Source organism: Erwinia sp. JH02, assembly GCF_013074405.1.
Classification (GTDB): Bacteria; Pseudomonadota; Gammaproteobacteria; order Enterobacterales; family Enterobacteriaceae; genus Erwinia; species Erwinia rhapontici.
In genome coordinates, this window is sequence record NZ_JABANZ010000003.1 from 414,509 (window position 1) to 433,293 (window position 18,785).

The following is an 18,785-nucleotide window of genomic DNA, read 5'->3' on the forward strand; positions in this document are numbered from 1 at the left end:
TTATGCACGATCAAAGAATTGCGATCGAAACGATCGATGAAACCGGGGCTTTTGTGCTGAGTGCGGCAGAGCGCGACGCCATCGAGCATGAAAAGCACCACTATGAAGACGCGCGTGCGGCTTCCATTGAAGCGCTGAAAATTGTCCAGAAACAGCGTGGCTGGGTGCCGGACGGTGCAATCCACGCCATTGCTGATGTGTTGGGGATCCCGGCCAGTGATGTGGAAGGGGTGGCAACGTTTTACAGCCAGATCTTCCGCACTCCGGTGGGCCGCCATGTGATCCGTTATTGCGATAGCGTGGTTTGTCATATTACGGGCTTCCAGGGGATTCAGTCGGCGTTGGAAAGCAGCCTGAATATCAAACCGGGTCAGACCACGGCGGACGGGCGCTTTACGCTGCTGCCAACCTGCTGTCTCGGCAACTGCGACAAAGGGCCGGTGATGATGGTGGATGAAGATACCCACGTTCATCTGACGCCGGAAGGTATCGCCAACTTACTGGAGCAGTATCAATGAGACAGATCGTGCGTACTGCCGAAATGCATCCGCTGACCTGGCGCATGCGTGAAGACAAACAGCCGGTATTCCTCGAAGAGTACCGCAGTAAGAATGGTTATGCCGGGGCTGAAAAAGCGCTGAAATCCCTGTCGCCGGAAGAGATTGTCAGTCAGGTTAAAGATTCGGGCCTGAAAGGGCGTGGCGGTGCAGGTTTCTCCACGGGTCTGAAGTGGAGCCTGATGCCAAAAGACGAATCCATGAACATCCGTTACCTGCTGTGTAACGCGGATGAAATGGAGCCGGGCACCTATAAAGACCGTCTGCTGATGGAGCAGATGCCACACCAACTGGTGGAAGGCATGCTGATCAGCGCGTTTGCACTGAAAACCTACCGTGGCTACATCTTCCTGCGCGGTGAGTACATTGAGGCGGCCGTTAACCTGCGCCGTGCCATTGCGGAAGCGACCGAAGCGGGTCTGCTGGGTAAGAACATTCTCGGCACGGGGTTTGACTTTGAGCTGATTGTGCATACCGGCGCGGGGCGTTATATCTGCGGCGAAGAGACCGCACTGATTAACTCACTGGAAGGGCGTCGCGCTAATCCGCGTTCCAAGCCGCCATTCCCGGCTTCTGCGGGTGCCTGGGGCAAGCCGACCTGCGTTAACAACGTAGAGACGCTCTCTAACGTACCGGCCATTATCGCCAACGGCGTTGACTGGTACAAAGGGATTTCTACCAGCGAAGATGCCGGTACCAAAATGATGGGCTTTTCCGGTCGTGTGAAGAACCCGGGCGTATGGGAGCTGCCGTTTGGCACCACCGCGCGCGAGATCCTCGAAGAGTATGCCGGTGGCATGCGCGATGGCCTGAAGTTCAAAGCCTGGCAGCCAGGTGGCGCAGGTACGGACTTCCTGACCGAGTCGCACCTCGATCTGCCGATGGAATTTGCCAGTATTGGTAAAGCCGGTAGTCGTCTGGGTACGGCGCTGGCGATGGCCGTCGACCACGAAATCAACATGGTGTCGCTGGTGCGTAACCTTGAAGAGTTTTTTGCCCGTGAATCCTGCGGCTGGTGTACGCCATGCCGCGATGGCCTGCCGTGGAGTGTGAAAATTCTGCGCGCGCTGGAAAATAAACAGGGACAGCCGGGGGATATTGAAACCCTGCTGCAACTCTGCCGCCAGCTTGGCCCGGGTAAGACCTTCTGTGCGCATGCGCCTGGTGCAGTAGAGCCACTGCAAAGTGCCATTAAATATTTCCGCGAAGAGTTTGAAGCGGGTATGGCACCCCAGGTATTCAGCAACGCGCACGCGATTAGCGGCATCCAGCCCAACCTGTTAAAGGCGCGCTGGTAAGCAAAGTTTAACGCCCGTGTTCGCACGGGCCTTACGGAAGCATGTTCACTATGGCTACAATTCATGTAGACGGTAAAGAATATGATGTTGATGGCGCAGACAACCTCTTGCAGGCCTGTCTCTCCCTCGGCTTAGATATTCCTTATTTCTGCTGGCACCCGGCGCTCGGTAGCGTCGGTGCCTGCCGCCAGTGCGCGGTGAAGCAATTTCAGAATGCCGAAGACACCCGTGGCCGCCTGGTTATGTCCTGCATGACCCCGGCGTCTGACGGCACCTTTATTTCGATCGATGATGGCGAAGCCAAAGAGTTTCGCGAAAGCGTTGTCGAGTGGTTAATGACTAACCACCCGCACGACTGCCCGGTATGTGAAGAGGGCGGTAACTGTCACCTGCAAGATATGACAGTGATGACCGGCCACAGCTTCCGTCGTTATCGTTTCACGAAGCGTACCCACCGTAATCAGGATCTCGGTCCGTTCATTTCCCACGAAATGAACCGCTGCATCGCCTGTTACCGCTGCGTGCGTTACTACAAAGATTACGCGGATGGCACCGACCTCGGTGTCTATGGCGCGCACGATAACGTCTACTTCGGTCGTCCGGAAGACGGCGTACTGGAAAGCGAATTCTCCGGTAACCTGGTTGAAATTTGTCCGACCGGCGTATTCACGGATAAAACGCACTCTGAGCGTTATAACCGTAAGTGGGATATGCAGTTTGCACCGAGCATTTGCCAGCAGTGCAGCATCGGTTGTAACACCAGCCCGGGTGAGCGCTATGGCGAACTGCGTCGTATTGAAAACCGCTACAACGGTACTGTAAACCACTACTTCCTCTGCGACCGTGGTCGTTTCGGCTATGGCTACGTGAACCTGAAAGACCGTCCACGCCAGCCGATGCAGCGTCGCGGTGATGACTGGATCGCGCTGAATGCTGACCAGGCAATGCAGGGCGCGGCGGATGTGCTGCGCCAGGCGAAGAAAGTGATCGGCATTGGTTCCCCGCGAGCCAGCGTAGAAAGCAACTTTGCACTGCGTGAACTGGTCGGTGCAGAAAACTTCTCCACCGGCATTGCGGCGGGAGAGCAGGCGCGCCTGGATCTGATGCTGAAAGTATTGCGCGACAGCGGAATTCATACTCCGGCGCTGCGCGAAATTGAAAGCTACGATGCGGTGCTGGTGCTGGGTGAAGATCTGACCCAGACCGGAGCGCGCGTTGCACTGTCAGTGCGTCAGGCGGTGAAGGGCAAATCCCGTGAAATGGCTGCCGCACAGAAAGTGGCAGACTGGCAGATTGCCGCCATTTTGAACATCGGGCAGAACGCGAAGCACCCCCTGTTTGTCACCAACGTTGACCAGACCCGTCTTGATGACATTGCCGCCTGGAGCTATCGCGCCCCGGTGGAAGATCAGGCGCGTCTTGGTTTTGCCGTTGCGCATGAACTGGATGAAAGTGCGCCTGTCGTTACGGATATTGATAAGTCACTGGCAGGCAAAATTGACGTCATCGTTCAGGCATTAGCCGGGGCGAAGAAACCGCTGATTATCTCCGGGACTAACTCCGGCAGCGAAGCGATGATTCAGGCGGCCGCTAACGTGGCAAAAGCACTGAAGAATCGCGGTGCTGATGTAGGTATTACCCTGCTGGCAACCGCGACGAACAGCGTGGGTCTTGGCCTGATCGGTGGGAAATCCCTTGATGTGGCATTGTCCGAGCTGGAAAGCGGTGCAGCAGATGCCGTGATTATCATGGAAAACGATCTCTACCGTCACCTGCCAAAGGCGAAGGTGGATGCTGCGCTGGCCCATACGCCAAACGTGATCGTACTCGATCATCAGCGTACGTCGACCACGGAAAAAGCCGGTCTGATCCTCTCCAGCGCCAGCTTTGCTGAAAGCGACGGTACGGTAGTGAATCAGGAAGGCCGCGCACAGCGCTTCTTCCAGGTTTATGACCCTGCCTACTACGACGAAAAAGTACAGATGCTGGAAAGCTGGCGCTGGCTGCATTCGCTGCAAAGCACGATTAACAGCCGCGAAGTGGACTGGAGCCAGCTCGATCATGTGATCGATGCCTGCGTAGCGGCGTTGCCACAGCTGGCTGGGATTAAAGAAGCGGCACCTGATGCCAGCTTCCGTATTCGTGGTCAGAAACTGGCACGTTCACCTAACCGTTCGAGTGGGCGTACTGCAATGCGCGCCAACATCGACGTGCATGAGCCGCGTCAGCCGCAGGACAAAGACAGCATGTTTGCCTTCTCTATGGAAGGGAACAACCAGCCGTCTGCAGCACGTTCGCAAATTCCGTTTGCCTGGGCACCAGGCTGGAACTCACCTCAGGCATGGAATAAATTCCAGGCGGAAGTGGGCGGAAGCCTGCGTAATGGCGATCCAGGCGTGCGTCTGATCGAAGCGGGGGCCACACAGCTGGGCTGGTTCGACACGGTACCTGCTGCCTTCACTGGCGTGAACGATGCCTGGCGTGTGGCACCGTATTTCCACCTGTTCGGCAGCGATGAAATGACTCAGCGCGCCCCGGTTATTCAGCAGCGTATGCCAGAAGCCTACCTGATGGTTAATCCGGATGATGCTGCGAAGCTTGGGGTGAATGTCGGCACGGCCGTTGAGTTTACTTGCCAGGGCGAAACACTGCGCCTGCCAGTACGCTTCTCCAGCACGTTGCAGGCAGGGCAGGTGGGTTTGCCACTCGGTTTACCGGGCATTCCACCGTTCCTGGCGGGTAGCAACATCGACAATCTGCGGGAGGCAGTACAATGAGCTGGCTGACACCGGAAGTTATCGACGTGCTGATTGCCGTCGTAAAAGCGCTGATTATCCTGTTTGTGGTGGTCGGTTGTGGCGCCTTTATGAGCTTTGGTGAGCGCCGTCTGCTCGGCCTGTTCCAGAACCGATACGGGCCTAACCGTGTCGGCTGGGGCGGTTCCCTGCAGTTGGTCGCTGACATGATCAAAATGTTCTTTAAAGAGGACTGGATCCCGCCGTTTACCGACCGCGTGATTTTTACCCTCGCTCCTATGATTGCTTTTACCTCGCTGCTGCTGGCGATGGCGATTGTGCCGGTGACCTCCACCTGGATGGGCGCCGACCTGAACATTGGTCTGCTGTTCTTCCTGATGATGGCGGGTCTGGCGGTGTACGCGGTGCTGTTTGCCGGCTGGTCGAGTAATAACAAATACTCGCTGCTGGGCGCAATGCGTGCCTCTGCGCAGACCCTGAGCTATGAAGTGTTCCTCGGTCTGTCGTTGATGGGCGTGGTCGCACAGGCGGGCTCATTCAACATGGTCGACATTGTTAACAGTCAGCAGCATCTGTGGAACGTGATCCCGCAGTTCTTAGGTTTCCTTACCTTCTGCATCGCCGGTGTTGCGGTCTGTCACCGCCATCCGTTTGACCAGCCAGAAGCGGAACAGGAACTGGCCGACGGTTACCACATTGAATATGCCGGGATGAAATTCGGCCTGTTCTTTGTCGGTGAATACGTCGGTATCGTGACCGTTTCATCACTGATCGTCACGCTGTTCTTCGGCGGCTGGAACGGTCCGTGGTTGCCACCGATTTTCTGGTTCGCGATTAAAACGGCATTCTTCATGATGATGTTCATTCTGATTCGTGCTGCGTTACCGCGTCCGCGCTATGACCAGGTGATGTCGTTCGGCTGGAAAGTCTGTCTGCCGTTGACGCTGTTGAATCTGCTGGCGACTGCCGCAGTCATTCTGTACACGGCGCAGTAAGGGGTTTAAGAACATGACATTAAAAGACCTTGTCGTTGGTTTCGGGACAACCGTACGCAGTATCTGGCTGATAGGCATGAATGCCTTCGCCAAACGCGAAACCATGATGTATCCGGAAGAGCCGGTTTATCTGCCACCACGCTACCGTGGCCGTATTGTGCTGACGCGCGATCCGGATGGCCAGGAGCGCTGTGTTGCCTGCAACCTGTGTGCTGTTGCCTGCCCGGTAGGCTGTATTTCTCTGCAAAAAGCAGAGATGGCGGATGGCCGCTGGTATCCGGAGTTCTTCCGTATTAACTTCTCGCGCTGCATTTTCTGTGGCCTGTGTGAAGAGGCTTGCCCGACCACTGCGATTCAGCTTACCCCAGATTTCGAACTGGGTGAGTTCAAGCGTCAGGATCTGGTGTATGAAAAAGAACACTTGCTGATTTCCGGCCCGGGTAAATACCCGGAGTACAATTTCTACCGGATGGCGGGTATGGCGATCGACGGTAAAGACAAAGGCGACGCTGAAAACGAAGCCAAACCTATCGACGTCAAGGGCTTGTTACCTTAAGGAGCCAGGCATGGAATTTGCTTTTTATGTTAGTGGTCTGGTAGCGGTGCTGGCGACGTTGCGCGTCATCACTCATACCAACCCGGTACATGCGTTGCTGTACCTGATTATTTCTTTGCTGGCCGTTTCAGGAGTGTTCTTTTCGCTCGGCGCCTACTTTGCGGGCGCGCTGGAAATCATTGTTTATGCCGGTGCGATTATGGTGCTGTTCGTCTTCGTGGTGATGATGCTGAATCTGGGCGGCCAGGAAGTCGAGCAGGAGCGCCAGTGGCTGAAACCGAGTATGTGGATGGGGCCGGCTGCGCTCTCCCTGGTATTGCTGGTGGTGCTGGTTTATGCCATTAGCGGCATTAATGACCAGGGCATCGACGGCAAGATGATCGATGCGAAAGCAGTGGGTATCAGTCTTTTCGGTCCGTATGTTCTGGCCGTTGAGCTGGCATCGATGCTGCTTCTGGCGGGTCTGGTGGTGGCCTTCCACATCGGGCGCGAACAGCGTTCTGGTGAGGTTCTGAGCAACCGTCCGGGTGATGCGGCGAAAAGTAATAAGGAGGAGCGGGTATGATCCCTCTACAGCATGGACTTATTCTGGCAGCCATCCTGTTTGTCCTTGGACTGACAGGCGTGGTGATCCGCCGCAATCTGCTGTTTATGTTGATTAGTCTCGAAATCATGATTAACGCCGCAGCACTGGCGTTTGTGGTGGCGGGAAGCTACTGGGGACAGGCCGACGGTCAGGTGATGTTTATCCTGGCAATCAGCCTGGCCGCGGCTGAGGCCAGCATTGGCCTGGCGCTGCTGCTGCAGCTCCATCGTCGTAGCCAGACCCTCAACATTGATAAAGTGAGCGAGATGCGCGGATGAACCTTCTCTATTTAACTATCCTGTTTCCGCTGATTGGCTTCTTACTGCTGGCGTTCTCCCGTGGCCGCTGGTCAGAGAATCTGTCTGCTACCGTGGGGATGGGATCGGTCGGCCTTGCGGCGCTGGTGGCGGCATATGCAGGTATCGACTTCTTCAATAACGGCCAGCAGGTATTCAACCAGGCGCTGTGGACCTGGATGCAGGTGGGTAATTTCAAAATTGATGTCAACCTGACGCTGGACGGCCTGTCGCTGACCATGTTGTCGGTGGTCACTGGCGTTGGTTTCCTGATCCACATGTTCGCGTCCTGGTATATGCGGGGAGAAGAGGGCTACTCACGCTTCTTCGCCTACACCAACCTGTTTATCGCCAGCATGGTCGTACTGGTGCTGGCCGATAACCTGATGCTGATGTATCTCGGCTGGGAAGGGGTGGGTCTCTGCTCTTATCTGCTGATTGGCTTCTATTACACCAACCCGAACAACGGCGCGGCGGCAATGAAAGCCTTTATCATCACCCGTGTGGGCGACGTGTTCCTGGCATTTGCGTTGTTTATTCTCTACAACGAGCTGGGTACGCTGAACTTCCGCGAAATGATGGAGCTGGCACCACAGCACTTTGCAGCGGATAACCACATGCTGCAGTGGGCGACCCTGATGCTGTTAGGCGGGGCGGTCGGTAAATCTGCACAGCTGCCGCTGCAAACGTGGCTCGCTGATGCAATGGCCGGCCCGACGCCGGTTTCTGCTCTGATCCACGCCGCCACGATGGTTACCGCGGGTGTTTACCTGATTGCCCGTACACACGGCTTGTTCCTGATGACGCCGGAAGTGCTGCATCTGGTCGGCATTATTGGTGCGGTCACGCTGGTACTGGCCGGTTTTGCCGCGCTGGTGCAAACCGATATCAAACGCGTGCTGGCTTACTCCACCATGAGCCAGATTGGTTATATGTTCCTGGCGCTGGGTGTTCAGGCCTGGGACGCGGCGATCTTCCATCTGATGACTCATGCGTTCTTTAAAGCGCTGCTGTTCCTCTCTTCTGGTTCGGTGATCCTTGCCTGCCATCATGAGCAGAACATCTTCAAGATGGGCGGTCTGCGTAAAAGTATCCCGCTGGTGTATGTCTGCTTCCTGGTCGGGGGCGCTGCGCTGTCTGCGCTGCCGCTGATCACCGCAGGCTTCTTCAGTAAGGATGAGATCCTGGCGGGTGCGCTGGCTAACGGTCATCTGAATCTGATGATTGCCGGCCTGGCAGGGGCGTTTATGACCTCCCTCTACACCTTCCGTATGATCTTCATTACCTTCCACGGGGAAGAAAAAATTCACGCTCATGCCGGCAAAGGGATCACTCACCATCTGCCGCTGATTGTGCTGTTAATTCTCTCAACCTTTATTGGTGCGATGATTGTTCCACCGCTGAAAGGCGTGTTGCCTGAGACCAGTGAGCTGGCGCATGGTAGCGTGCTGACGCTGGAGATTGCGTCTGGCGTAGTGGCGATTGTGGGCATCCTGCTGGCAGCTGCTCTTTGGCTGGGTAAACGCACTCTGGTGACGGCAATTGCCAACAGCGCAGTAGGCCGTTTCTTCAGTACCTGGTGGTTTGCTGCCTGGGGCTTCGACTGGCTGTATGACAAAGTCTTTGTTAAGCCTTATCTCGGCGTTGCCTGGCTGCTGTCGCGTGATCCGCTCAATTCACTGATGAATATTCCTGCTTTGCTGGCGCGCGGCGCTAACAAAGGCCTGGTCGTCAGTGAGAATGGCTATCTGCGCTGGTATCTCGCCTCCATGAGCATTGGTGCCGTTGTGGTACTGGCGCTGCTGCTGGTGATGTAAAGGTTTGTGAGTGGGGTGGGGCAGAGCCACACCCTATAAAGAATAAAAATCGCAATAAAGGGAAAACCGCCATGTTATTACCTTGGCTAATATTCATCCCGTTTGTCGGTGGGTTACTATGCTGGCAGCTGGAGCGCTTCGGGCCTAAGCTGCCACGCTGGATTGCACTGATCGCAATGGGGCTGACGTTTGTGCTCTCGCTGCAACTGTGGCTGCAGGGAGATTACTCACTGACTCAGGCGGCGGGCTTGCCGCAGTGGCAATCTGAGTTCTCCGTGCCGTGGATCCCACGCTTCGGTATTGAGTTCCATCTGGCCCTGGATGGTCTGTCGCTGCTGATGGTGGTACTGACCGGCCTGTTAGGCCTGATGGCTATTCTCTGTTCGTGGAATGAAATCGAGAAATGGCAGGGTTTCTTCCATCTGAACCTGCTGTGGATCCTCGGTGGCGTAATCGGCGTGTTCCTGGCAATGGACATGTTCCTGTTCTTCTTCTTCTGGGAGATGATGCTGGTGCCGATGTACTTCCTGATCGCACTCTGGGGCCACAAAGCCTCTGACGGGAAGACGCGTATTTCTGCTGCCACCAAGTTCTTCATCTACACCCAGGCCAGTGGTCTGGTGATGCTGATCGCCATTCTGGCGCTGGTGTTTGTGCACTACAACGCAACGGGCGTATGGACGTTTAACTACGAACTGCTGCTGAAAACCCCAATGACGCACGGCGTGGAATACATGCTGATGCTGGGCTTCTTCATTGCGTTCGCGGTGAAAATGCCGGTGGTACCGCTGCACGGCTGGTTACCGGATGCGCACAGTCAGGCCCCTACGGCAGGTTCTGTTGACCTGGCGGGGATCTTGCTGAAGACCGCGGCCTATGGCCTGCTGCGTTTTGCCCTGCCGCTGTTCCCGAATGCCTCTGCCGAGTTTGCACCGATTGCCATGTGGCTGGGGATTATCGGGATCTTCTACGGCGCATGGATGGCGTTCTCGCAGTACGACATCAAACGTCTGATTGCCTACACCTCGATTTCCCATATGGGCTTCGTGCTGATTGCTATCTACACGGGCAGCCAGCTGGCGTTCCAGGGTGCCGTCATCCAGATGATCGCGCATGGTCTTTCCGCTTCTGCGCTGTTTATTCTGTGTGGCCAGCTGTATGAGCGCCTGCATACCCGCGATATGCGTCAGATGGGCGGCCTGTGGTCACGTATCAAGTGGTTGCCGGGCCTGTCGCTGTTCTTCGCCGTTGCTAACCTGGGGATGCCGGGCACCGGTAACTTCGTCGGTGAGTTTATGATCCTGACGGGCAGCTTCCAGACTGTGCCGGTGATTATTGTCATCGCCACCTTTGGTCTGGTGTTCGCGTCGGTGTACTCGCTGATTATGATGCAACGCGCTTACTACGGTGCGCCGAAGTCAGAAACGCCGCTGGGGGGGATGTCTGCACGTGAGTTCCTGATGATCATGGTGCTGGTGGTCCTGCTGGTGTTGCTGGGTGTTTATCCGCAGCCGATTCTGGATACCTCTCATGCTGCGATGAGCAATATTCAGCAGTGGTTTACTGCTTCAATTTCAACTACAAGGCCGTAATTCGCCATGACAATAACTCCTCAACAATTGATCGCGCTTCTGCCGCTGCTGATCGTCGGATTGACGGTGGTAGTTGTGATGCTGTCCATTGCGTGGCGACGCAATCACTTCGTCAATGCGACGCTGGCAGTTGTCGGTCTCAACCTGGCGCTGTTTTCACTGTACTTTGTCGGTCAGGCAGGCCCCATGGATGTCACCCCGCTGATGCGGGTGGATGGTTATTCGATGCTGTATACCGGGCTGGTGATCCTTGCCAGCCTGGCGACCTGCACCTTTGCCTATCCGTGGCTGGCAACGTACCCGGACAACCGTGAAGAGTTCTATCTGTTGGTGCTGATTGCTGCCCTCGGTGGCGTGGTGCTGGCCAGTGCGAACCATTTGGCATCGTTGTTCATTGGTATTGAGCTGATTTCTCTGCCGCTGTTTGGTCTGGTGGGCTATGCCTTCCAGCAAAAACGCTCGCTGGAAGCCGCCATCAAGTACGCCATTCTGTCGGCAGCGGCCTCATCGTTCCTGCTGTTTGGTATGGCGCTGGTGTATGCCGATTCCGGTAACCTTGCTTTCGCATCACTGGGTGCAAGCCTGAATGACGGTGTGATCAACCAGCCGCTGTTGTTAGCGGGCCTGGGTCTGATGATTGTCGGCTTTGGCTTTAAACTGTCACTGGTGCCGTTCCATCTCTGGACGCCGGATGTTTACCAGGGCGCACCTGCACCGGTATCCACCTTCCTGGCGACCGCCAGCAAGATCGCCATTTTTGGCGTGCTGATGCGTCTGTTTATGTATGCGCCAATGGCGGATAACGAAGGTGTGCGTACCGTTCTCAGCCTGATCGCCGTGGCATCCATGCTGTTTGGTAACCTGATGGCAATCTCGCAGAGCAATATCAAGCGTCTGCTGGGTTACTCTTCTATCGCTCACCTTGGTTACCTGCTGGTCGCCCTGATTGCGGTACAGACCCATCAGCTGTCGATGGAAACCGTTGGCGTTTATCTGGCCGGTTATCTGTTCAGCAGCCTCGGCGCCTTCGGTGTGGTCAGCCTGATGTCCAGCCCGTACCGTGGCCCGGATGCCGATTCTATGTACTCTTACCGTGGCCTGTTCTGGCACCGTCCGATCCTCGCCTCAGTCATGACCGTGATGATGCTGTCGCTGGCGGGTATCCCGATGACGCTGGGCTTTATCGGTAAGTTCTATGTGATTGCTGTCGGTGTCAGTGCGCACCTGTGGTGGCTGACCGGAGCTGTGGTGCTTGGCAGTGCCATTGGCCTGTACTATTATCTGCGTATGACCGTCAGTCTGTATCTTTCACCACCGGAACTGTCCCAGCGTGATGCGCCTGCTAACTGGGCATTTACTGCCGGTGGTGTGGTGGTGCTGATTTCCGCGATTCTGGTGCTGATACTGGGTATCTTCCCGCAGCCGCTGATTTCGCTGGTGAAACTGGCGCAGCCACTGATGTAATTTGATGCAAGACAGGTAATAATCGGGCCCACAGTGGCCCGATTTTTTTTGCTTCAGTCTGAGGAGTTAAGTTGATGGACATCATCTGGCAGGACCTGCACCACAGCGAACTCAGTGCCGCCCAGCTTTATCGGCTGCTGGCATTGCGCAACGCGGTGTTTATTGTTGAGCAGCAGTGCCCTTATCTCGATATTGATGGCGCGGATCTGGTGGGTGAAAACCGCCATCTGCTGGGTATCCTCGACAATCAGCTGGTTGCCTGTGCACGCATTCTGATGCCTGAAGGGGAGGGTCAGCCGGTCAAGATTGGTCGGGTGATTGTGTCCGGAGAGGCGCGCGGGCTGAACCTGGGGAGTCGGCTAATGGAGCAGGCCATGAATAGCTGCGAACACCATTGGCCAGGGCAGCCTATTTTTCTTTCTGCACAGGCGCATTTGCATCGTTTCTACGCTCGTCTGGGGTTTGTGGCAGTCAGCGGGGAGTATCTGGAGGATAATATTCCGCATATTGATATGCAGCGGACGTCTGGTTAGCGATAGCGTTTGGCGTTAATCGTTTATTTTAAGGTCAACGTCAACGTCAACGCCCTGGACCTTGAGACGTTGACCTGGCCCTTGACCGGCCAGGTCCAAACGCGATTAACCCGCGGTCATAATCCGGTCATCCACGTATTTACGCTTATCCGGCGGCGGTGGAACATACTGATACAGCCAGGTTTCGCTTAACGTTTCATCTTTAGTCCGCAGGAACAGACGCATATTTACCGGTTCGGTGGAATCGCTGTTTGGATACCAGTCGAAGAGAATACGGTAACCATCAATCGGTTCAACGTAGAGGATTTCAACCTGCTTCAGCGTACCGGAGGTGACGTTAATCACCGGCTCAATGCCTTTCGGTGCTGCTGCTTTCAGATCGCCGCCAACAAAGTCAACGGCGAAACGGCGTGACCAGACGTTCGGGTAATGCTCGCCCGGTGCCCAGCCTTCCGGGAAACCGCCCATGCCGGTGCGGGTGGCATTAACACGTGCCAGACCGCTACGTACCGGTGGCAGGCCGCTCCAGTAAAGCTTGTAGGAGAAGCTGTGCTCGCTCCCGGCTTTGATGGCATCGGCTGGCTGCCAGAAGCAGACAATATTATCCAGCGTTTCACCCGTGGTCGGGATCTCCATCAGGTTAATCGCACCTTTACCCCACTTACCGACCGGTTCCACCCACAGGCTTGGGCGCTTGTTGTACCAGCCAATCACATCCTGATAACTGTCGAAGTCATGATTAAGCTGTAACATGCCAAAACCACGCGGGTTTTCATCCTGATAGGCGTTAAACGTCAGACGCTGTGGGTTGTTCAGCGGACGGCAAATCCACTCACCGCTCCCTGTCCACATGGCCAGACGATCGGAGTCGTGGATCTGCGGATGGATGGTATCGCACATGCGGCGCTCGTTATTGCCGCAGCTGAACATGGTGGTCATCGGCGAGATACCCAACTGCTGGATATTCTTGCGCGCATAAATGTGGTTTTCCACTTCCATCACTACGCGTTTATCTTCGCAGTGAATGGTGAATTTAAACGCGCCGGTGCAGCTCGGGCCATCCAGCAGGGTATACACCACAAAGGTGGTGTCATCGGCTTTCGGGGTTTCGAACCAGAAGGCGGTGAAGTCCGGGAACTCTTCTTTACCGTTACTGAAGGTGTCGATGGCCACGCCACGCGCGGACAGACCGTACTGGAAGGTTTCATCGACAGCACGGAAGTAGCTGGCGCCGAGGAACGAGACGATGTCGCGTTTTGCCAGCTCGGGTTTTTTAAATGCACGGAAACCAGCGAAGCCAAGGTCGGTTTTGCCTTCCAGCTGTTTGGTGTCGACGTGAGCATTGTTGTAGTTAAACAACTCAGGGCGGAAGTGAATTTCACGCGCCTCACGACTGGCACCATCAACGGAGAACATGCGGATACGGCGCTTAAAGCCCATCCCCACATGGAAGAACTGAACGTCAAGCTGACGGTTGTCGATGCCGTTCCACAGCGAATGGTTGGCATCGTACTGGATTTCGTTATAGGCCTGCGGCGTCAGCGTTGCCAGTGTTTCAGGCAACGGCGCCGGAGCACCACCATAGGCCTGTTTTGCCATATCGGCGGCCATTTTTTTAAGCACATCAAAATCAAATCGCTTTGCGGAACCATCGGCAATCCCGTCTTCCGCCCAGGCAGCCTGGGAGAACAACGTGGATAAACCCGACATCCCACTGAGGGTTGCGAATGCCATTGACGCTTTCATAAACATTCTTCGATTCATGCCGGAAATAATTTCCTCAGGTGAACGGAGTTTGTAGTGACTGTCGTGCGTTTGCACGCATTCGCTTCGCCGGATAAAGGTCCGGTTACAGAGAGTTACGACAGCTTGCCTGGGTAATGATTCAGTTCACGCAAAATTTATCAGATAAATCTAACTACCGCAGTGGTTTCGCATGTGAATTAACGTAAATATCGGGAAAATAAGCACCCTTTGACCCGTTTTACTGTCCCTGAACACACCATTCTCAGTCGATTCCTGGCGGTTTTAATCAAGCAGAGCGGCAAAAACTGTCTATAGTTACCTGACGAAGATTTTTCGCCCAAGGAGAATGGAAATGGCAACAACGACTGAACCACATGAAACTCGCCTGGATGACGATCTGGCGCTGCTCACTGAAACCCTGGAAGAAGTGCTGAAGTCGTCGGGCGATCCGGCCGATCAGAAATACATTGAGCTGAAAGCGAAAGCGGAAAAATCACTGAACCAGGTGAAGTCCCGCATCAGCGATGCCTCTGATACCTACTATGTGCGAGCCCGTCAGGCCGTTACGCGTGCTGATGATTATGTCCACGATAAACCCTGGCAGGGGATTGGTGTCGGTGCCACGTTGGGCCTGGTCATCGGCCTGCTGCTGGCGCGTCGCTAATTCAGTAGAACAACAGGCAGTAGCACAACAGACGCCCTCCCGGGCGTCTGTTCATTTCTCTCCGCTGTTTTCAGATCAATATCCTGCCTTGCTAATCCCGCTAACATAACTGCCCATCCGTGTTTTACTTTCTATTGAGGTCAGCGTGCAACTTGCTCAGGCGGTAGAACAGCTACGCGATCGGCTCGCACAGGTGAGCGAATCGGTGCCCGGCGTGCGGCAAATCAGCGTGCGCTTTTCCCCCGAAACTGATGCGCTGAACTGGCTAGCCTCCCAGTCCTGCTGGCCCCAGTTTTACTGGCAGTCGCGCAGTGGTGAAGAGATCGTGGCAGCCTGTGGTGCGCTTGAGCGGTTTCACTCCGTTGCAGAGGCTACCCTGCGCTTGCAGGCATTGCCGCCGGGCTGGCGGATGTTTGGCGCAAACAGCATCTTTGGTGCCAGTGACCTGTTTCTGCCTGTCCTGCTGTGGCAGCAGGACAGTGCAGGGCACCACTTGACGATCAATCTGGTCAGCGACGGTTCGTTACAGCAGCAAGCCCGGCGTTTGCTGCACTGGCTGGCAGGCTTGCGCCCGGTGCAGCCGGCTACATCCTTACCGCATTATCATCGCGTGCATCATGCCCCGGATAAAGCGGGCTGGGTCCAACGGGTTAACCATGCGCTGACGGCTATAGCCGCTGGCGAACTGGAGAAAGTCGTGCTGGCACGCGTCAGCGATTTCAGCCTGTCTGGCCCCTTGTCTGCCGCCGCCTTGCTGGCCGCCAGCCAGCGCATTAACCCCCATAGCTACCATTTTATGCTGGCCACAGAGGAACATCAGGCGTTGGTGGGATCCAGCCCTGAACGGCTGTATGCGCGCGAGGGCAGCCAGCTTTCGAGTGAAGCCCTAGCCGGAACGGCTGACGTGCATCAGCCAGGGTTGCTGATGGATAAAAAAAACCAGTGGGAAAACACCCTGGTGGTGGAGGATATCCGTCAGCGGCTGGCGGATATTGTTACTGAACTGGAAGTCATGCCCGCAGAATTACTGCCGCTGCGTCATCTGCAACATATCCGGCGGCGGATCCGCGCGCGGTTAATGCGAGCGGACGATGCGCAATGCGTGGATCGCCTTCAACCCACAGCGGCCGTTGCCGGGGTGCCGCGTGCCGCTGCACAGGCTTTTATTCGTCAGCAGGAACCCTTTAGTCGCGGCTGGTACAGCGGGTCGGTGGGGTATCTGTCGCAGTCACACAGCGAGTTTGCCGTGGTGCTCCGTTGCGCGCAGGTGTCGGGGGCACAGGTTCGCCTCTACGCTGGGGCCGGTATTGTCAGCGGCTCCGAACCGGAGCGGGAGTGGGAGGAAATTGAACGCAAAGCCGCGACGCTGGGCACGTTACTCACGGCGGAAAACCAGGGGTAAAACTGGCCCAAATCAAAAAGGACCTCAATTCAGCTGATTATAATAGCGCGAGGATTTTTGATCTGGAGTGGCTATGCAGCAAGAGATGTCGCACGCAACGTTTAATCGCCGCTGGGCTACCGTACTGCTGGAAACGCTGACGCGCCACGGTATACGGCATATCTGCATTGCTCCCGGGTCCCGTTCTGCGCCGCTGGCTCTGGCAGTAGCAGCCAGTGATAAATGGGTGTGTCATACCCATTTTGACGAGCGTGGCCTCGGTTTTCTCGCGCTCGGCCTGGCCAAAACCACCCATCAACCGGTGGCGATCGTTGTCACTTCCGGGACGGCGGTAGCCAACCTTTATCCCGCGCTGGTTGAAGCACATCTGACCGGCGAAAAACTGGTCGCCATCAGCGCCGACCGCCCACCCGAATTGATTCACTGTGGCGCGAATCAGGCCATTGAACAGCCTGGTCTCTTTGCGTCCCACGTTTCCGCTGTACTCAACCTTCCCCGGCCTTCACCGTCGATCCCCGCACGCTGGCTGGTCTCGGCCATCGATACCTTGCTGGCACAGCAGCAGCATGGCGGCGTGCATATCAACTGCCCGTTTGCTGAACCTCTGTATGGCGCTGACAGCAACGATTACCTCGCCTGGCAGGATGAACTGGGAAACTGGTGGGACAGCAACGAACCCTGGCTGAAATATCCACAGCGCAGCCATACCCCCATTGAAGAAGACTGGTTTTTCTGGCGCCAGAAACGGGGGGTGGTGATTGTCGGGCGCGTCAGTGCTCAGCAAGGCCAGCAGCTGGCCGAGTGGGCGGAAATGCTGGGGTGGCCGCTGCTCGGTGACGTGGTGTCACAAACCGGGCAACCACTGCCTGGCGCGGCCTTGTGGCTGGGGCATCCATCGGCACAGCGGGCCTTGAGTGAGGCGCAGATCGTGGTGCAGTTCGGCAGCAGCCTGACGGGAAAAAACCTGCTCAACTATCAGAACGACAGCGGCACTGAGATGTACTGGCTGATCGATGCATTACCGGGGCATCGCCATCCGGGGAACCCTGGCGGGCGGCGCATTCAGGCCAATATTTCTGACTGGTTGCAGCACCATCCTGCGGCGCCTCGTCATCCCTGGTGTCCACAGCTGGTGCCGCTGGCTGAACGTACCCGGGACTATCTGCAACAGCATTTGCAGCAGTTTGGCGAGGCACAGCTGGCGCACCGTCTGCCCGCACTGCTGCCGGAAAACGGCGCGCTGTTTATCGGCAACAGCCTCGCCATTCGCCTGGTTGATGCTTTTGCACAGCTTCCTGCGGGTTATCCGCTGTACTGTAATCGCGGTGCCAGCGGCATCGACGGGTTACTGGCAACGGCGGCGGGCGTACAGCGCGGCACGGGCCAGCCGCTACTGATCCTGCTGGGCGATCTCTCCGCGCTCTACGATCTGAATAGCCTGGCGCTGTTGCAGCAGGCTTCTGCGCCGGTGGTGGTCATCGTGGTAAACAACCAGGGCGGCCAGATCTTCTCTATGCTGCCAACGCCCTTATCTGAACGTGAACGCTTCTTCACTATGCCGCCCAGCGTTGATTTTCGCCATGCTGCGGCACTGTTTGGTTTGCATTTTGCACAGCCAGCCAGCTGGCAGGCACTTCAGCGGGCGGTTGAACAGGGTTTCAGTTCGGGCATCACCCTGATTGAGGTGGTGGTCGACGGTGATGAGGGTGCACAAACCCTGGCGCGCTGCGCCAGCGAGGTGGTCCATTTATGATGCTACATGCGCACTGGCAGGGGCACCATCACAGTACGCGTCCGGTACTGGTATGGCTGCACGGTTTTCTCGGGAGTGCAACGGACTGGCAGCCGGTTCAGCGCTATTTCAGTCACTGGCCGCTGCTCAGTATTGATCTGCCCGGTCACGGTGGTTCACGTGCGCAGACCGTGAGCGGTTTTGATGATGTATGCCAGCGACTTAACGCCACGCTGCACTATCACCAGGTCGATCGCTATTGGCTGATCGGTTACTCCCTCGGCGGACGGCTGGCGCTCTATCACGCCTGCCGTCACGCCGGTAACGGTCTGGCAGGATTGCTGGTGGAAGCCGGGCATTTTGGCCTCAGTTGCCCCAGTGAGCGTACCCGCCGCCGGGCGCATGACCAGGGCTGGGTACAGTGTTTCCGCCAGCAACCGCTGGAAGAGGCGTTGGACCAGTGGTATCAGCAGCCGGTTTTTGCCGAACTGACCGCAATCCAACGCCAGTGCCTGGTCGCCCGGCGGCTCAACAATCGCGGTGAAGATCTGGCGGCGATGTTACAGGCCACCTCACTCTCAGAGCAGCCCGACCTGCTGCCGGAACTGCGAGAAAAAACCTTTCCGTTCCGCTATCTCTGCGGTGAGTGGGATCAAAAATTTTTGCAGCTTGCTCAGCAGGCCGCACTTCCTCCTGCGGTTATCCCCGCAGCGGGCCATAACTCGCACCTGGCGAATCCCCTGGCATTTGCCCATCAACTTGCCCGCGTGCTTAATCACCATTAAGGAGCT

Annotated in this window: 16 protein-coding genes; 15 read left to right on the top strand and 1 reads right to left on the bottom strand. The window is 56.3% G+C overall.

Annotation, left to right across the window (positions count from 1 at the left end; translation table 11 throughout):
* The first annotated feature begins 2 nt into the window (after positions 1–2).
* The 11 genes from nuoE (at position 3) to HHI26_RS11120 (ending at position 12,450) form a co-directional block, all read left to right on the top strand.
* Complete coding sequence (nuoE, locus tag HHI26_RS11070) at positions 3–518, top strand: NADH-quinone oxidoreductase subunit NuoE (protein ID WP_133841401.1); 516 nt, start codon at positions 3–5, stop codon at positions 516–518.
* A complete protein-coding gene (gene nuoF, locus HHI26_RS11075) occupies positions 515–1,855 on the top strand; it encodes an NADH-quinone oxidoreductase subunit NuoF (protein WP_133841402.1) in 1,341 nt (446 codons plus the stop codon). The genes nuoE and nuoF overlap by 4 nt, the downstream gene beginning before the upstream one ends.
* Positions 1,856–1,905: 50 nt before the next feature.
* Positions 1,906–4,632: an NADH-quinone oxidoreductase subunit NuoG gene (nuoG, locus tag HHI26_RS11080; protein ID WP_133841403.1), complete on the top strand. Its 2,727-nt coding sequence runs from the start codon at positions 1,906–1,908 to the stop codon at positions 4,630–4,632.
* Entirely contained in the window at positions 4,629–5,606 is a 978-nt protein-coding gene (gene nuoH / locus HHI26_RS11085) for an NADH-quinone oxidoreductase subunit NuoH (protein ID WP_133841404.1), read from the top strand. The genes nuoG and nuoH overlap by 4 nt, the downstream gene beginning before the upstream one ends.
* A 13-nt stretch (positions 5,607–5,619) precedes the next feature.
* The gene (nuoI, locus tag HHI26_RS11090) at positions 5,620–6,162 is read left to right on the top strand and encodes an NADH-quinone oxidoreductase subunit NuoI (protein WP_048915455.1); all 543 of its coding nucleotides are present in this window, start codon (positions 5,620–5,622) and stop codon (positions 6,160–6,162) included.
* A 10-nt stretch (positions 6,163–6,172) separates the two neighbouring features.
* Positions 6,173–6,727: an NADH-quinone oxidoreductase subunit J gene (gene nuoJ, locus HHI26_RS11095; protein ID WP_133841405.1), complete on the top strand. Its 555-nt coding sequence runs from the start codon at positions 6,173–6,175 to the stop codon at positions 6,725–6,727.
* Entirely contained in the window at positions 6,724–7,026 is a 303-nt protein-coding gene (nuoK, locus tag HHI26_RS11100; RefSeq protein ID WP_133841406.1) for an NADH-quinone oxidoreductase subunit NuoK, read from the top strand. Before nuoJ ends, nuoK begins: the two co-directional genes overlap by 4 nt.
* The gene (nuoL, locus tag HHI26_RS11105) at positions 7,023–8,861 is read left to right on the top strand and encodes an NADH-quinone oxidoreductase subunit L (RefSeq protein ID WP_133841407.1); all 1,839 of its coding nucleotides are present in this window, start codon (positions 7,023–7,025) and stop codon (positions 8,859–8,861) included. The genes nuoK and nuoL overlap by 4 nt, the downstream gene beginning before the upstream one ends.
* A gap of 71 nt (positions 8,862–8,932) precedes the next feature.
* Entirely contained in the window at positions 8,933–10,453 is a 1,521-nt protein-coding gene (gene nuoM, locus HHI26_RS11110; protein WP_171149096.1) for an NADH-quinone oxidoreductase subunit M, read from the top strand.
* Positions 10,454–10,459: 6 nt separating this feature from the next.
* On the top strand, positions 10,460–11,917 hold the full coding sequence (nuoN, locus tag HHI26_RS11115; protein WP_133841409.1) for an NADH-quinone oxidoreductase subunit NuoN: 1,458 nt from the start codon (positions 10,460–10,462) through the stop codon (positions 11,915–11,917).
* Between the two features lie 74 nt (positions 11,918–11,991).
* Positions 11,992–12,450 carry a GNAT family N-acetyltransferase gene (locus tag HHI26_RS11120; protein ID WP_133841410.1) on the top strand — a complete coding sequence of 153 codons (459 nt, stop codon included), beginning with the start codon at positions 11,992–11,994 and terminating at the stop codon, positions 12,448–12,450.
* A gap of 105 nt (positions 12,451–12,555) precedes the next feature.
* Here HHI26_RS11120 and HHI26_RS11125 read toward each other — a convergent pair whose 3' ends face one another.
* Complete coding sequence (locus HHI26_RS11125) at positions 12,556–14,214, bottom strand: glucan biosynthesis protein D (RefSeq protein ID WP_171149097.1); 1,659 nt, start codon at positions 14,212–14,214, stop codon at positions 12,556–12,558.
* Between the two features lie 334 nt (positions 14,215–14,548).
* Here HHI26_RS11125 and elaB point away from each other — a divergent pair, with 334 nt between their 5' ends.
* From elaB to menH, 4 genes are all read left to right on the top strand, one after another.
* Complete coding sequence (elaB, locus tag HHI26_RS11130) at positions 14,549–14,860, top strand: stress response protein ElaB (protein WP_133841412.1); 312 nt, start codon at positions 14,549–14,551, stop codon at positions 14,858–14,860.
* Positions 14,861–15,005: 145 nt separating this feature from the next.
* A complete protein-coding gene (locus HHI26_RS11135; protein WP_171149098.1) occupies positions 15,006–16,262 on the top strand; it encodes an isochorismate synthase in 1,257 nt (418 codons plus the stop codon).
* Positions 16,263–16,347: 85 nt separating this feature from the next.
* Positions 16,348–18,015 carry a 2-succinyl-5-enolpyruvyl-6-hydroxy-3-cyclohexene-1-carboxylic-acid synthase gene (gene menD, locus HHI26_RS11140; protein WP_171149152.1) on the top strand — a complete coding sequence of 556 codons (1,668 nt, stop codon included), beginning with the start codon at positions 16,348–16,350 and terminating at the stop codon, positions 18,013–18,015.
* Positions 18,012–18,779 (top strand): 2-succinyl-6-hydroxy-2,4-cyclohexadiene-1-carboxylate synthase, encoded by a 768-nt coding sequence (menH, locus tag HHI26_RS11145; RefSeq protein ID WP_171149099.1) that lies wholly within the window; start codon positions 18,012–18,014, stop codon positions 18,777–18,779. The genes menD and menH overlap by 4 nt, the downstream gene beginning before the upstream one ends.
* The last annotated feature ends 6 nt before the right edge of the window (positions 18,780–18,785 follow it).